Origin of the sequence: Haloferax sp. Atlit-4N, from assembly GCF_003383025.1 — an archaeon.
Classification (GTDB): Archaea; Halobacteriota; Halobacteria; order Halobacteriales; family Haloferacaceae; genus Haloferax; species Haloferax gibbonsii.
Genome location: NZ_PSYY01000001.1, coordinates 97,561 through 112,271, shown reverse-complemented (window position 1 = coordinate 112,271; position 14,711 = coordinate 97,561). Strand labels below are relative to the sequence as shown.

At 67.8% G+C, this 14,711-nt stretch carries 14 protein-coding genes; 8 read left to right on the top strand and 6 right to left on the bottom strand.

Annotated features, from left to right (window positions below; translation table 11 throughout):
* Positions 1-153: 153 nt before the first annotated feature.
* Both C5C07_RS00525 and uvrB read right to left on the bottom strand, forming a co-directional pair.
* Complete coding sequence (locus C5C07_RS00525; RefSeq protein ID WP_115804361.1) at positions 154-546, bottom strand: NUDIX hydrolase; 393 nt, start codon at positions 544-546, stop codon at positions 154-156.
* 6 nt (positions 547-552) lie between these two features.
* Positions 553-2,649, bottom strand: coding sequence for an excinuclease ABC subunit UvrB (uvrB, locus tag C5C07_RS00520; RefSeq protein ID WP_115804360.1), 2,097 nt, complete (start codon positions 2,647-2,649; stop codon positions 553-555).
* An 88-nt stretch (positions 2,650-2,737) separates the two neighbouring features.
* Between uvrB and C5C07_RS00515 the strand changes: the two genes are divergently transcribed.
* Positions 2,738-3,007, top strand: coding sequence for a hypothetical protein (locus C5C07_RS00515; RefSeq protein ID WP_004974013.1), 270 nt, complete (start codon positions 2,738-2,740; stop codon positions 3,005-3,007).
* A gap of 257 nt (positions 3,008-3,264) precedes the next feature.
* Here C5C07_RS00515 and C5C07_RS00510 read toward each other — a convergent pair whose 3' ends face one another.
* Complete coding sequence (locus C5C07_RS00510) at positions 3,265-3,864, bottom strand: hypothetical protein (RefSeq protein ID WP_004974015.1); 600 nt, start codon at positions 3,862-3,864, stop codon at positions 3,265-3,267.
* A gap of 185 nt (positions 3,865-4,049) precedes the next feature.
* Here C5C07_RS00510 and C5C07_RS00505 point away from each other — a divergent pair, with 185 nt between their 5' ends.
* Complete coding sequence (locus tag C5C07_RS00505; RefSeq protein WP_004974016.1) at positions 4,050-5,492, top strand: short-chain fatty acid transporter; 1,443 nt, start codon at positions 4,050-4,052, stop codon at positions 5,490-5,492.
* 53 nt (positions 5,493-5,545) lie between these two features.
* On the opposite strand, the gene C5C07_RS00500 is transcribed toward C5C07_RS00505, so the two are convergent.
* The gene (locus C5C07_RS00500; protein WP_004974017.1) at positions 5,546-6,406 is read right to left on the bottom strand and encodes a sulfurtransferase; all 861 of its coding nucleotides are present in this window, start codon (positions 6,404-6,406) and stop codon (positions 5,546-5,548) included.
* Between the two features lie 251 nt (positions 6,407-6,657).
* Between C5C07_RS00500 and C5C07_RS00495 the strand changes: the two genes are divergently transcribed.
* Positions 6,658-7,434, top strand: a complete 777-nt coding sequence (locus C5C07_RS00495; RefSeq protein WP_115804359.1) for a sulfurtransferase — start codon at positions 6,658-6,660, stop codon at positions 7,432-7,434.
* 12 nt (positions 7,435-7,446) lie between these two features.
* Here C5C07_RS00495 and C5C07_RS00490 read toward each other — a convergent pair whose 3' ends face one another.
* Positions 7,447-8,481, bottom strand: coding sequence for an AI-2E family transporter (locus C5C07_RS00490; protein ID WP_049905001.1), 1,035 nt, complete (start codon positions 8,479-8,481; stop codon positions 7,447-7,449).
* A gap of 130 nt (positions 8,482-8,611) precedes the next feature.
* On the opposite strand from C5C07_RS00490, the gene C5C07_RS00485 reads away from it, so the two are divergent.
* From C5C07_RS00485 to C5C07_RS00475, 3 genes are all read left to right on the top strand, one after another.
* The gene (locus tag C5C07_RS00485) at positions 8,612-9,754 is read left to right on the top strand and encodes a thiamine ABC transporter substrate binding subunit (RefSeq protein ID WP_004974020.1); all 1,143 of its coding nucleotides are present in this window, start codon (positions 8,612-8,614) and stop codon (positions 9,752-9,754) included.
* A 9-nt stretch (positions 9,755-9,763) separates the two neighbouring features.
* Positions 9,764-11,479 carry an iron ABC transporter permease gene (locus C5C07_RS00480; RefSeq protein ID WP_115804358.1) on the top strand — a complete coding sequence of 572 codons (1,716 nt, stop codon included), beginning with the start codon at positions 9,764-9,766 and terminating at the stop codon, positions 11,477-11,479.
* 94 nt (positions 11,480-11,573) lie between these two features.
* A complete protein-coding gene (locus C5C07_RS00475) occupies positions 11,574-12,710 on the top strand; it encodes an ABC transporter ATP-binding protein (RefSeq protein WP_115804357.1) in 1,137 nt (378 codons plus the stop codon).
* 42 nt (positions 12,711-12,752) lie between these two features.
* On the opposite strand, the gene C5C07_RS00470 is transcribed toward C5C07_RS00475, so the two are convergent.
* Entirely contained in the window at positions 12,753-13,433 is a 681-nt protein-coding gene (locus C5C07_RS00470; protein WP_004974023.1) for a class I SAM-dependent methyltransferase, read from the bottom strand.
* 126 nt (positions 13,434-13,559) lie between these two features.
* On the opposite strand from C5C07_RS00470, the gene C5C07_RS00465 reads away from it, so the two are divergent.
* Together C5C07_RS00465 and C5C07_RS00460 are read left to right on the top strand one after the other, a co-directional pair.
* Positions 13,560-14,018, top strand: a complete 459-nt coding sequence (locus C5C07_RS00465; protein WP_004974024.1) for a DUF2391 family protein — start codon at positions 13,560-13,562, stop codon at positions 14,016-14,018.
* Positions 14,019-14,116: 98 nt separating this feature from the next.
* Positions 14,117-14,695 carry an ATPase involved in flagella biogenesis gene (locus C5C07_RS00460; RefSeq protein ID WP_050458408.1) on the top strand — a complete coding sequence of 193 codons (579 nt, stop codon included), beginning with the start codon at positions 14,117-14,119 and terminating at the stop codon, positions 14,693-14,695.
* Positions 14,696-14,711: the final 16 nt, after the last annotated feature.

Genomic DNA, 14,711 nt, shown 5'->3' with positions numbered 1-14,711 from the left:
GCAGGCTCGTCCGCCGAGGTGCGGATCACGGTGGAACGGGCATAGCGAGGTCGGGCTAATAAGTCTTGATGTCGACCCCCCAATTTGGGTACGGTCCACACACCGACGCGCGTCGAAAAACCAGTAACATGTGTTTCTATCCAAAATCTGTGCTCAGTCGTTGGGTTCGAACGCCCGTCTGACCAGCGCCCGTTCGGTCTCGTAGGTGAGCCGTTCGAGCGCTTCGGCGGGGGTGACCCACTGGCGCGCGTCGACCTCGCCGTCGGGTTCGAACGGGCGCTCGTCGGCGACGCGCATGTGCCAGACGAACACGCCCTTCGGGACGCGGTACTCGTAGCGCCCGGCGAACCGGCCGCAGTCGACCTCGCACCTCGTCTCCTCGCGGACCTCTCTGACGGCGGTCTCGACCAGCGTCTCGCCCGGTTCGAGTTTCCCCTTCGGGAGCGACCAGTCGTCGTAGCGCGGCCGGTGGACGAGACAGAGTCGGCCGTCGTCGCGGCGGAGGACCCCGCCGGCCGCGAACGTCAGAGTCGATGGTGAGGACACGACCGGTCAGAACTCGTCCGGGGGCGTCAGGCCGTCGTCGGCCTCGCCGTCGTGTTCGTCGGGGTACTCCGGCGCGACGCCGTCTTCGAGGGCGTCCACGTCGAACTCTCGGCGGAGGTTCTGGATACGGTCGCGGATGTCGGCGGCGAGTTCGAACTCGAGGTTGTCGGCGGCCTCCTGCATCCGGTCTTCGAGGAAGGCGATCTGTTCTACCGCCTCGTCGGCGTCGGCGGGTTCGTCGCCGGAGACGCCGCGGGTGTCGGTCTTGCTCCCCGGCAGGTTCGTCTCGCCGACCTCCTTTTCGATGGTCGTCGGCGTGTAGCCGTGTTCCTCGTTGAACTCCTGTTGGATGCGGCGGCGGCGCTGCGTCTCGGAGATGGCGGCCTCCATCGCGTCCGTCATCTCGTCGGCGTAGAGCACGACCTCGCCGTTGACGTTGCGGGCGGCGCGGCCCATCGTCTGGACGAGCGTGGTCTCGGAGCGCAGGAAGCCCTGCTGGTCGGCGTCGAGAATGGCGACGAGCGAGACTTCGGGGATGTCGAGGCCTTCGCGGAGGAGGTTGATGCCGACGAGCACGTCGATATCGCCGAGGCGGAGCGACCGGATGAGTTCGTGACGTTCGAGCGTGTCGGTCTCGTCGTGCATGTAGGCCACGTCGACGCCGGCCTCTTCGAGGTACTCGGTGAGGTCCTCGGCCATCCGCTTCGTGAGCGTCGTGACGAGCACGCGCTCGTCGCGGTCGATGCGCTCGTCGATGCGGGCCATCAGGTCGTCGACCTGCCCGGTCGCCTCCGTCACCTCGACCTTCGGGTCCACGAGGTGGGTCGGTCGGACGATTTGCTCGACGATTTGGTCGGAGTGCTCGCGCTCGTAGTCGCCGGGGGTCGCGGAGACGAAAAGCGCCTGCCCGACGGTCTCTTCGAACTCCTCGAAGGTGAGCGGGCGGTTGTCGTAGGCCGTCGGAAGGCGGAAGCCGTTTTCGACGAGCGAGTCCTTTCGGGACTTGTCACCGGCGTACTGGCCCTTAATCTGCGGGAGCGTGACGTGCGACTCGTCGATGACGGTGAGGAAGTCGTCGGGGAAGTAGTCGAGGAGGGTGTAGGGCGCGTCGCCCGGCTCGCGGTCCGAGAGGTGGACCGAGTAGTTCTCGATGCCGGAGCAGTGGCCCGTCTCGCGGAGCATCTCGATGTCGAAGGTGGTTCGCTCTTCGATGCGCTGGGCGGCCACGAGGTCGCCCTGTCGCTGGAAGTGCTTCACCCGCTGTTCCATCAGCTCCTCGATTTCCGAGATGGCTCCTTCGAGCTGCTCTTCGGGGATGGAGTAGTGCTCTGCCGGATAGATGAGCACCGCCGGCTCGGACGACTTGACCTCGCCCTCCAGCGGGTCGAGCTTCAGCATCCGGTCGATTTCGTCGCCCCAGAACTCGATGCGGACGGCGTAGCGGCCGTACATCGGGAACACCTCGACGGTGTCGCCGCGGACGCGGAACGTCCCTTGCCGGAAGTCCACGTCGTTGCGCTCGTAGTTGAGGTCGACGAGACCACGGAGGAGTTCGTCGCGGTCCATCTGCTGGCCGACCTCCAGTCGGAGGGACATATCGGCGTAGTTCTTCGGGTCGCCGAGGCCGTAGATAGCCGACACCGAGGCGACGACGATAACGTCGTCGCGGGTGAGAAGCGACCGGGTCGCGGAGTGGCGGAGCCGGTCGATTTCCTCGTTTATCGACATGTCCTTATCGATGTAAGTGTCGGTCTGTTCGATGTACGCCTCGGGCTGGTAGTAGTCGTAGTAGGAGACGAAGTACTCGACCGCGTTGTCGGGGAAGAGACTCTTGAACTCCTCGTACAACTGGGCGGCGAGCGTCTTGTTGTGCGCGAGGACGAGCGTCGGCTTCTGAATCTCCTCGACCACCCACGAGACGGTGTTTGTCTTGCCGGAACCGGTGACACCGAGCAGGGTCTGCACGTCGGCACCCTCGCGGAAGCCGCGGGCCAGCGCCTCGATTGCCTCGGGTTGGTCGCCCGCGGGGTCGAAGGGGGCGTCGACGCGGAATTCGCGGTCTGCGTCGGGTCTGTCGGCGGACAGGGGACCGGACTCGCTCATTGCCCCTCCTTGGGTCGCGGCGTACTTGAGCGAGGCGGTGCTTGTCGCCGGAGGAACGGTTTTGGGCCGGGCTGTCGAACCGTCCAGTATGACGCGAGCCGAACTCGAACGCGCGAGCAACCTGCTCAAGGAAGCCGCCGAGGCGACCGAGGGCGACGTGCAGGAGCGACTCTACGAACAGTCCGACCAGCTCGCGAAGCTGGCGACGCGCGAGCAGGGACCGGACCACGGGCGACTCGCCCGCCACATGACGGTCCTCCACGAACTCGCCGAGGACCTCGACGGCGACGTCGCCGAGACGGTCCGCGAGGCCCGAAGCGAAGTCCTCGAATACCGCAAGGGCGTCCCCGGCGTCTGACGACCGGCTGACAAACCCCCTCGTTTCTACTGGAACTCGCCCGCTACGCCGCGAGTCGTCGCTGTCGGCACTGGGCGAACGAAGACACAAGTTCCGAGCATACCGCACCGCGAGCGGGGCCGAAGTCGAGTCTCGCGACCGGTTTTCTCCACCGTGAGACGCAGCGCGTCTCACGAGCCGTCGTTCCGCTACCGTTCGCGGAGACGGTCTACGCCGGGTCGGTCGCCAACGGCGACCCCTGTGAGTGAAGAGGGGGCTTAGCAGACGTTCTTCGGCTTGACGCCCATGCCTTCCAGCGTCTCGACGTACTCGTCGTAGGCGGCTTCGACCACCGCGTCGGCGGCCTCGCGGGCGACGGCGTCGTCCTCGACGAGGTCGTCGATGGCGGCTTCGAGCGTGTCGAGTTGGTCGTTGAGGTCGGACTTGAGCGTGCGGAAGTCGTTGGCGGCCATCGGGTCCGCGTCGCCGACGAAGAAGCCGACCATCTGCTCGACGGTCTTCAGCGACACGAGCGCGCGGGCGAGCGCGCCGCCGAGGCGGCCGTCGGTCGTCTCGAACTCGGCCAGCACGTCGTAGACGTTCGGCTTCGAGCCGTCGGGCTCCGCGCCGACGGTTTCGGCGTGCTCGCGGGCGGTGTCGGCGAGGTCGGCGAAGAGTGCGGCCGCCTCGTCGTTCGGTTCGTCGTCTGCCCACCAGTCGAACAGGTCGGCGGCGGCGGCGGCCTCGGCGGCGGCCGCGGCGCGGACCGCGTCGCCGTCCATCTCGCCGCCGGTGACGGCGTACAGCGCCTTCGAGGAGCCGAGTCGGGAAAGCGGCGTCTCGTGGTCGTCGCGGAGGGTGTCGAGGAGTTCGGACATACGCCCCCGTATGTCCGTCTCGGGTTTGTACCCATCGGCGGCGGCGAGTCCGGCGCGGGTCTGCGACGACCCGGCTCGACCCGAGACGACGACCGGCGTGTCGGCCGGGTCGTGACATTCTACCGAGTCGAACTAGCACGGATATTAAACATTATATATTGTATTATCATGAGGTTATCCGAGCTATGACAAACGCTATCAGGCAGGCGGCGGAGCGCAGTTCGAAACTGGTCGAACAGTACCTCCCCGACGCGTTCCTGTTCGCCATCATCCTGACCGGAGTGGCGTTCGTGCTGGCGCTGGTATCGGTCGCGCCGGCCGAGGGGGTCGGCGCGGTCGGACACGCCGGGAACCTTCTCATCGACGGCTGGTACGGCGGCTTCTGGAACCTGCTTTCGTTCGGGATGCAGATGACGCTCATCCTGATGACGGGCTACGCGCTCGCGCAGACGAAGCCCGTGGACTGGCTCCTGACGCGCCTCGCGGGCGTCCCGAACACCGAGCGGGGCGCGGCCGCGATGGTGCCTGTCGTCGCCGCCGCGGCGTCGTTCGTTCACTGGGGTCTCGGCCTCGTCGTCGGGGCGCTGTTCGCCCGGAAGATAGCGACCGAGATGCGCGGCATCGACTTCCCCATCGTCGTCGCCGGGGCGTACTCCGGGTTCGTCGTCTGGCACGGCGGTCTCGCGGGGTCGATTCCGCTCCTGTTGAACACCGAGGGGAACTTCCTCATCGAGGCGGGCATCCTCGACACGACGTTCGGCACCGGCGGGACCATCTTCACGGTCGCCAACCTCGTGTTGGTCGTCGCGGTCGGCTTCCTCTTCCTGCCGGCGCTGTTCGCGCTCATGTACCCGGCCGACGACGCGAAGAAGACGCCCATCGACCCCGCGGCGTTCGAGACGGCGACCGACGGTGGCGAGCAAGCGACTGGCGGGTGGGCCTCCACGGACGTCCCCGAGGACGCCTCGCTCGCGACGCGCATCGAGCACTCGCTCGGTATCGGCGTGACAATCGGCGTCGTCGGCCTGCTCGCGGTCGTCCTGTACTTCTGGGAGGGAATCCAGAACGGGACGATGCCGTGGAACAACCTCAACCTGAACATCGTCAACTTCGGCTTCCTCTTCCTCGGCCTGCTGTTCCACGGGACGCCCAAGGCGTACATCGAGGCCATCGTCGAGGCCGTCGAGAACGTCTGGGGAATCATCCTCCAGTTCCCCTTCTACGCGGGTATCATGGGCATCATGGCCTACGCGCCCGAGGGGTCCGTCAGCCTCGCCACGCAGATCGCACAGGGCATGGTCGCCGTCGCGCCCGACGGGACGCTCCCGGCCTTTGCCTTCTTCACCGCCGGTCTCGTGAACTTCTTCGTCCCCTCCGGCGGGGGCGAGTGGGCCGTCATCGGCGAGACGCTCGTCACGGCCGCGAAGGCGTCCGGCGAGTCCATCCCGCGAGTCGCCGTCGCCGCCTCGTGGGGCGACGCGTGGACCAACATGATCCAGCCCTTCTGGGCCATCCCGCTGCTCTCCATCAGCGGCCTGTCGGTCCGCGACATCATGGGCTACTGCGTGATGGTGCTTCTCGGCGCGGGCGTACTCGTCGCCGTCGGCATCAGCGTCCTGCCGATGTGAACCGCAAAAAGAACCGGTCGGTCGGTCTCGAAACGAACTGAGGCCGAGGCGGCTCAGTTACCCTTCTCGACGGGCGCGCCGACGAGGTTGCCCCACTCCGTCCACGAGCCGTCGTAGTTGGTGACGTTCTCGTAGCCGAGGAGTTCGTGGAGGGCGAACCACGCGATGGACGAGCGCTCGCCGATGCGGCAGTAGGCGATGGTGGACTCGTCGCCTTCGATGCCCTGGTCCGCGTAGAGTTCGCGGAGTTCGTCGGCGGACTTGAAGGTGCCGTCGTCGTTGACGGTCGCGGCCCACGAGATGTTGCTCGCGCCGGGGATGTGGCCGCCGCGCTGGGCGGTCTCCTGCAGTCCCGGGGGCGCGAGAATCTCGCCGGAGAACTCTTCGGGCGAGCGAACGTCGACGAGGGGAAGGCCCTTGTCGACCGCCTTCTCGACGTCGTCGCGGTACGCGCGGATGTCCTCGAAGGGACCCTTGGCGCTGTAGTCTTGCTCCGGGAAGGACGGGACTTCGTCGGTCGTCGGATAGTCGTTGTCGACCCAGTAGTCGCGGCCGCCGTTCATCAGGTGAACGTTCTCGTGGCCGTAATACTTGAACTGCCAATAGGTGTAGGCGGCGAACCAGTTGGAGTTGTCGCCGTAGAGGACGACCGTGGAGTCCTCAGAGATGCCGTGGGAACCGAGGAGGTCCTCGAAGTCCTCCTTGGTCAGCACGTCACGGGTCGTCTGGTCCTGCAGCTGGGACTCCCAGTTGAACCCGATGGCACCGGGGGCGTGACTCTCGTCGTACGCCTCGGTGTCCACGTCCACTTCGACGAGTCGGTACGCCGGGTCGTCGCTCTGGAACTCGTCGAGGTGGCTCTCCACCCAGTCCGCAGAGACGAGCACGTCCTTCGCGTAATCGGAGTTTGACATCGCGTTTCTCCGTACAACAGGAAGGCCCATAACTCTCACAGCGACGGCATGTACGGCCTGACCTCGGGTGATGCGGCAATATTGTCCCAGATATGGCGGGGGAGACGGCGAAACTGACTCGGAGAACGGCCGTCTCGGGGACTCTCAGCCCGGTATCCGACGAAACCAGCAACAACATCCGCTACCCCGGACACGTGGCGAGGGGTGCGAGGAGGGGCGGACCTAAACCCGCGGCCCGGAAACGTGGGGACATGGTAGACGTGGTCTCTTCGACGTGGCTCGCGGACCGACTCGGCGACGTTCGCGTGGTGGACGTGCGGGACGGCTGGGAGTTCGACGGCATCGGGCACCTCCCCGGCGCGGTGTCGATACCCTTCGACGAGTTCCGAAGCGCCGACGGCGACGTGGGGATGCTCCCCGGCCGCGACGCGTGGTCCGACCTCCTTTCGGGCGCGGGCGTCGCGGCCGACGACGACGTGGTCGCCTACGACGACACCCACGGCGTCTTCGCCGCCCGCTTTCTCGTGACCGCCCTCCTCTACGGACACGACCCCGAGAAACTCCACCTCCTCGACGGCGACTTCAGCGCGTGGAACCGCGAGCGCGAGACGACGACCGAGGCGACCGAGGTCGAGGGGACGGTCTACGAGATAACCGACCCGACCGAGACGCCGCTCGTGGACTTCGAGGCGGTCGAAGTCGCGCTCGACGACCCCGAGACCGTCATCGTGGACACCCGCGACCCCGCGGAGTACGACGAGGGCCACCTCCCCGGCGCGGTCAACCTCGACTGGCGCGAACTCGTCGACGACGAGACCCGCGGGCTGAAACCGCGGGACGAACTCGACTCGATTCTGGACGCCGCGGGCGTCGCCCCGGACCGTCGGGTCGTCCTCTACTGCAACACCGCCCGGCGCATCAGCCACACCTACGTCGTCCTCTCGCACCTCGGCTACGACGACGTGGCGTTCTACGAGGGCAGCCTCACCGAGTGGGAGGAACGCGACGGCGCGGTCGTCGAGGGCTGACGAGCGGCGCAGTCAGGGAGTCTCGACCGGGTCGTCGCCCGCGGCCTCCTCGCCTCCGCCGTCGTCGACGCGTAACTCCGCACCGAGCAGGTCAACGGACTCCGCGAGGAGCGCGACGACGAGCGGGCCGGCGATGATACCGACCGGACCGAGGCTGAGCAGGCCGCCGACGAAGCCGACGAAGTAGAGGCTCCCCGGCAGGTCGGCGGTCTCCCTGGCGAGTCGCGGGCGAATCAGGATGTCCGGGAGCCACGCGACCGCGAATCCGCCGACGACGACGACGAGCGCGGCGGCGACGAGGTCGCCGACCGCGGCGTGGTAGACGGCCATCGCCGCGAGCAGGACGCTCGGGCCAACGATGGGGATGAACTGGAGGACGGCCGCGACCGTGGCGAGCGTGACGACGTACTCGTAGCCGAGCGCCCAGAAGACGACGAGGCCGATAGCGAACGTGCCGACGGCGGTCGCCGCCTGCAGGACGTAGATGGCGAACAGCGTCTCGCGGGCCCGCTTGTTGAGCGCCGTCGCCGCGTCCCGGTAGTCGGCGGGGACCAGCGCGAGGAGCGTCCGCCCGACGGCGTCGCCGCTGAGGAGCAGCGAGAACACGAGGAACCCGAACAGCGTGAGTTTGATGAGGACCACGGGCGCGGCGGTGGCGGCGGCGCGGCCGAGCGACTGGAGCAGGTTGAGGCCGACCGCAACCACGTCGTCGAGCGTCACCGTCTCGACCATCCCGAGGAACTCGACGGTCACCACGTCGGGCAGGAGCGCCGCGAGCTCGAGGATGTCGCTCAGTCGGAGGAAGACGATGACGACGAGCGGCGCGAGCACGACGCCGACGCCGACCGCCGCGACGACGGTGGCGGCGAGGCTGGCGACCCAGCGGGAGGCCCCGCGCGCTTCGAGGCGTCGCCTGAGCGGCACGAGCAGGTAGGCGACGGTGATGGCGAAAAACACCGTCGCCAACACGTCCGCGAGCATGACCGCCGCGAGCAGCGCGAAGAGGGCGAGCACACCGCCGAGGACGTACGGACGAGAAGCAGTCACCTCCGGTGATACTCCCGCCGAGGATAAAGTCGTTCTCCCGACACGGACCTCGAATCCGACGGATTCGGCCGTTTATTCGTCTCCGAGAACACCACGCCCGTTAAGTACCACAGAGTGCAACAACCGAGTAATGAGACGACGTAGTTTCCTGAAGGCCGCCGGTGCGGGAGGCGTCTCCGCGCTCCTCGCCGGCTGTACCGGGACCGGCGGCGAGCAGACGACGACCGAGGCTTCGGGCGACACGACCGAGACGACCACGGCGACGACGACCGAGGGGACGACCGCGGGCGGCGAGTCGCCGACGCTCACCGTCGGTACCTACGGCTCGTTCGTCGACGCGCCGAGTTCGAGCCCAGGTCCGTGGCTGAAAGAGACGTTCGAGTCCGAGTTCGACGCGACGCTGGAGTGGCAGACGCCCGATTCGGGCGTGAACTACTACATCGAGCGCGCCCTCCAGGGCGTCGAGTCCGGCGCGGACCTCTACGTCGGCCTCGACGCGCAGATGCTCGTCCGCATCGACCAGAAGCTCGACGAGGCGCTGTTCTCGCCCGCCGAGGGACTGTCCCGAGCCGACGAGGTGAACGAGCAACTGAACTTCGACCCGCAGGGCCGCGCGGTCCCCTACGACACGGGCTACATCTCGCTCGTCTACAACGAGACCTACGGCGACGGCGACTTCGTCGCCCCCGAGACGTTCGACGGCCTGCTGGAGTCCGAGTACGCGGGCGCGCTCCTCGCGCAGAATCCCACGTCGTCGGCGACGGGACAGGCGTTCTTACTCCACACCATCGACGCCAAGGGCGAAGACGGCTACCTCGACTACTGGGCGAGTCTGAAGGAAAACGACGTCCGCGTCCTCGGCGACTGGGAGGACTCCTACAACGCCTACTCGAACGGGGAGGCCCCGATGGTCGTCTCGTACTCGACCGACCAGGTGTTCGCCGCCGAGTCCGGCGAGGACATGGCGAAACACCAGATTCGCTTCCTGAACGACGAGGGCTACGCCAACCCCGAGGGGATGGCCCACTTCGCCGACGCGTCGAACCCCGACCTCGCGGCCGAGTTCATGGACTTCATGCTCCGACCCGAGGTGCAGGCCGAAATCGCCGTCCGCAACGTCCAGTTCCCGGCCACGACCACCGCGGAGCTGCCAGAGGACTTCGCGCAGTACGCACAGGAGCCGCCGGAAGCCGTCACGTTCTCCTACGACCGGCTTCAGAACAACCTGAGTGACTGGACCGACGCCTGGGCCCGCGAGTTCGCCAGAAAGTGAGGTGAACCGGTGAGCCGCGTCTCGGTTCGCCGGGTCGCCCGCGTCCTCGAACAGCGACTGCTCACCCTCGTCGCGGCGCTCACCGCCGTCGTCCTCCTGGTCCTGTTTTACTACCCCGTCGCCACCGTCTTCGCCGACGCCGTCCTCGTGGACGGCCGACTCACCGTCGAACCAATCGCGGCGATTCTGACGAGCGAGTTCTACCTCGTCGACATCATCTGGTTCACGGCGAAACAGGCGTTCTACTCGACGCTCGCCAGCCTCGCGCTCGGCCTCCCCGCCGCGTGGCTGTTCTCGCGCTTCGAGTTCCGCGGCCGCGAGACGCTCCGCTCGCTTACCATCCTCCCGTTCGTCATGCCCTCCATCATGGTCGCCATCGGCTTCGTGGCGACGTTCGGCCGCAACGGGACGCTGAACCGCGCGCTCTCCGCCGTCGGCCTCCCGCCGGTCGAACTGCTGTTCACGCTCGAAGCCATCATCGTCGCCCACGCGTTCTACAACGCCCCGCTCGTCGCCCGCGTCGTCACCGCCGCGTGGGAGAGCGTGGACGCCCGGACCGTCGAGACCGCCCGCTCGCTCGGCGCGAACCCGCGGCGGGCCTTCCGCGACGTCGTCCTCCCACAGCTCCTGCCGTCCATCGGCGTCGGCGCGACCCTGACGTTCATCTTCACCTTCGCGTCGTTCCCCATCGTCCTCGCGCTCGGCGGCTTCCAACTGGCGACCATCGAGGTGTTCGTCTACTCGCGGGTCCGGGACCTCGCGTACGCCGAGGCCGCCAGCCTCGCGGTCATCGAGACGGTCATCTCCATCACGCTGACCGCCGTCTACCTCCGGTACGAGGCCAGCCAGCGGTCGGCCGGCGGCGCGGCGAACCCCCTTCCCCGCCGGTCTGTCGTCCCGGCCGACTGGACGCCGAAATCGACGCTTCGGACGGTCGGCATCGCCGGCTACGCCCTCGTCGTCGGACTGGTGTTCGTCGTCCCCATCGCCAGCATGATTCTGGCGAGCGTCACCGGCGGCGACGGCGGCTTCACGCTCGCCAACTACGCCTTCCTCGTCGAGCGACAGGCGACCGGCGCGAGCTTTCAGGTCAAACCACTCCCCGCCATCCTGAACTCGCTGGCCTTCGCCGCGGGGACGCTCGTCGTGGCCGTCCCGATGGGCGTGGTGATGGCCGTCCTCACGACCCGCCGGTACCGCGGGCGCGGCCTCATCGACGTGCTCTCGATGGCCCCCTTCGCCGTCTCGGGCATCGTCGTCGGCCTCGGCCTGCTCCGCGGCCTCGTCTTCGGCGTCGACGTGCTGGGGACGCGAGTCCGCGTCACCGGCGCGCTCGCTATCGTCGCGGCCCACGCCGTCGGCGCGTACCCCTTCGTCACCCGGAACGTCGCGCCGCTTTTCGCCCGACTCGACGGCCGGCTCGTGGAGTCCGCGCGGTCGCTCGGCGCGACCAGAACCCGCGCGCTCGTCGATATCGAACTGCCGCTCGTCTGGACCGGCGTCGTCGCGGGCGCGGCGTTCGCCGTCGCCATCAGCATCGGCGAGTTCGACTCGACCATCATCCTCGCGGAGGGCGCGGGGAGCTACACGATGCCCATCGCGGTCGAGCGGTTCCTCGGGCGACGGCTCGGCCCCGCGACGGCGATGGGCTGTCTCCTGCTTCTCGTCACGTCCGCCAGCTTCCTCGTCGTGGACCGCTTCGGCGGCCGGTGGGGCGAGCTATGAGGGTGCCCGGGGAACGAGACGGGGGCGAGCCGCGGGAAGTGAGAATTATGACCGTCCGCCGGCGAGGGGAGAACGTGACTTCGGAGGCGAACCCGTGAGACTCGAACTCGACGCGGTGTCCAAGCGCTACGGGTCGGCGACGGCGCTCGATTCCGTCTCGCTGTCGGTTGACGACGGCGAGTTTTTCACGCTCGTCGGCCCCTCTGGCTGCGGCAAGACGACCACGCTCCGCTGTATCGCCGGCTTCGAGTCCCCGACCGAGGGGACCGTGCGCTTCGACGGCGAGTCGATGGCCGGCGTCGCGCCCGAGTCTCGGGGCGTCGGCGTCGTGTTCCAGAACTACGCGCTGTTCCCGCACCTCAGCGTCGGCGAGAACGTCGCCTACGGCCTCCGCTTTACCGACCCGCCGGGCGGCGGCACCCGCGACGAGCGCGTCGCGGAACTGCTGGACCTCGTCGACCTCGCGGGGTTCGAAGACCGCGACCCGGACTCGCTTTCGGGCGGGCAGCAACAGCGTGTCGCGCTCGCCCGCGCCCTCGCGCCCGGCCCGGACCTCCTGCTCCTCGACGAGCCGATGTCGGCGCTCGACGCCCGACTCAGGGACCGACTCCGCCGACAGGTAAAGCGCATCCAGTCGGAACTCGGCGTGACGACCGTCTACGTCACCCACGACCAGTCGGAGGCGCTGGCGGTGTCCGACCGGGTGGCCGTCCTCAACCGCGGCCGCGTCGAACAGGTCGGCCGGCCCCGCGAACTCTACCACCGCCCGCGGACGCGGTTCGTCGCGGAGTTCCTCGGCGAGAACAACGTCCTCGACGGGGTCGTCGAGTCTCGACCGGAAACGGGGGGGATTCGCGTCGGCGTCGGCGACGCGGTGTTCACGCTGGCCGAGGGTCGACGCGTCCTCGGCCAAGGTGGTTCGGCGTCCGGCGACCGCGCTGAAACCGACGGGAGGGACGGCGGCCGACCCGCACGTCCCGAGACCGGGGACAGCCTCACCTTCTGCGTCCGACCCGAACAGCTCCGAGTCGGCGCGGAGACGAACCGAGTCCGCGGAACCGTCGTCGACACCGAGTTTCAGGGGGCGACGACGCGGGTGCGACTCGACTGGGGCGGGACGGAACTCGTCGTGGCGGTCGAAGACGGCGGCGAAGAATCAGCGGCCGGATTCGAGGTCGGGACGACGCTGGATATCGGATTCGCCCCGGCGTCGGCTCACATCGTCGACTAGGCCGGAAGCGCGGGTCGGTCGGTTCTGCGGTCCCGTTCCGCGTCAGGGTGCGACGCCGACAGTCAGGAGCGTGCCGAACGTCCGGTAGCGCTCGACCATCGCCTCGCGGGTCTCCCAGTCGTCGGTCGGGAACTCGGCGGCCGCCGGGATGTCGATGTCGAGGTCGGCGATGGAGTCCTGTTCGGCGACGTGGAGGCCGGCGTCGCGGAACGCCTCGCGGTACTCGGCGTGGGACCACCGGGTCATGTCGATGGAGATGAGGTCCTGCCACTCGTGGGAGTGGACGTTCTCCTCGTAATAATTGACCGCGCAGTAGAACGTCCCACCGGGCCTGAGGATACGGGCGATTTCTTCGAGGGTGTGGTGCGGGTCGGCGGCGTAGTAGAACGCCTCCATCGACCAGACGTGGTCGACGCTGTCGTCGTCGAACGGGAGGTCGTCGAAGTCGCCGACGAGAAACGAGAGGTCGTCGGTGTCGGTGTACTCGCGGGCGTTCTGGACCATCTCGGGCGAGCCGTCGAGGCCGAACCCGCGGCCGATGCCCTTCGTGTCGCGAAGCGCGCGCAGGGCGTAGCCGCTCCCAGTCCCGAGGTCGACGACGGTGTCGCCTTCCTCGACCGGCATCCGTGCGAGCGCGTGCTTCGCGGTGTGCCAGTGTCGGTCCTCCATGCCCTTGTCGCGGCCGTCGGCCGCCCAGGCGTCGAACTCGTCGCGGACGCTCATACCGGAGCCTCGCGCGCCGGGGTGAAAATGCGTTCGAACTGGTCCCGCGGGGGCGGCGAATCCGGCGGCGAATCGGCCGCGTCTCCCGTCGCGCCTTTTAATTACCGGCGTCCCGACGACCGGTGTATGGTCGGAGTCCGCCGCCGGTTCGCGCTCGCCGACACCGCTCAGCAGGTCGTCGGCGGGTTCCTCCTCGCGGGGCCGTTCGTCGTCACCGAGGAGGTGTGGGTGCTCGCGCGGAGCATGTCGTTCGCGCAGGCGATTCTCACCCTCTTTATCGTGCTCGCGGTCGGCTACGGCGCGCTCTACAAGGCCGACGACCGCGACCCCGACCGCGAGCGCGAGGTCGGCGGGATTCCCGTCCGGTTCATCTCGCTCATCACTGTCTCGTACCTCTCCGTGTTCATCCTCGCGCTCGCGTTCGACGCGCCGGGGACGTTCCTCTCGGACGTGTCGGGGGAGGTCCTCGTCACCGTGCTGGGGTACGACCTCGACCTCGCGGTGCTCCGCATCACGCTCAAGGCGACGAGCGTCGGCGCGGTGTTCAGCGTCATCGGCGCCGCCACGGCCGACTCGCTGTTCTGACGCCGCCGGCGCGAGGGGAGTGAACACGCACCACGGCTCGGGGACGCCGCGGCCCGAGCGGCATGAAGGATTAAGTCGGCAGGGTAACTGCTTGGGGTATGGATTACGAGCTCGCCATCGAAGACGCGCCCGAGACGATTCCGGGCGGCACAGGTATCTTGCTCCTTCATCCGAGCATCGGCGAGACCGACCGCATCGACACGGACTTCTTCAAAGTCGACACCGACCGCTTCCTCGTCATCTCGACGCGGACCACCGCGCGGGAGGTCGAACAGAAGTTGGAGCACTACGAGGTCGACGAGTCCAGCGCCACCATCCTCGACACGCTCTCTATCGAGCGCGGCTACTCCCGACGCAGTTCGGACAACATCTACTACGTCGCGGCCCCCGACGACCTCGACGCTATCGTCGAGAAGACCCGGCAGTTCCTCGAACGCCACGACGGAAAGCTCCGGCTCAGCGTCGATTCGGTCACGGAGATGGCGTACTACGCCGACGAGGACCGCGCCTTCGAAGCGACGAAGCAGATTCTCGAACTCCTCGACGAGTTCGACGCGGTGGGGCTGTTCCACCTCTCGAAGGAAGTCCACGACCAGGAGACGCTCGACCGCTTCCGCGAACTGTTCGACGGCGTCGTCGACCTCGAAGAGGACGGCACCGTCACGACCGAGTTCTGAGGCGGCACGCGACGCG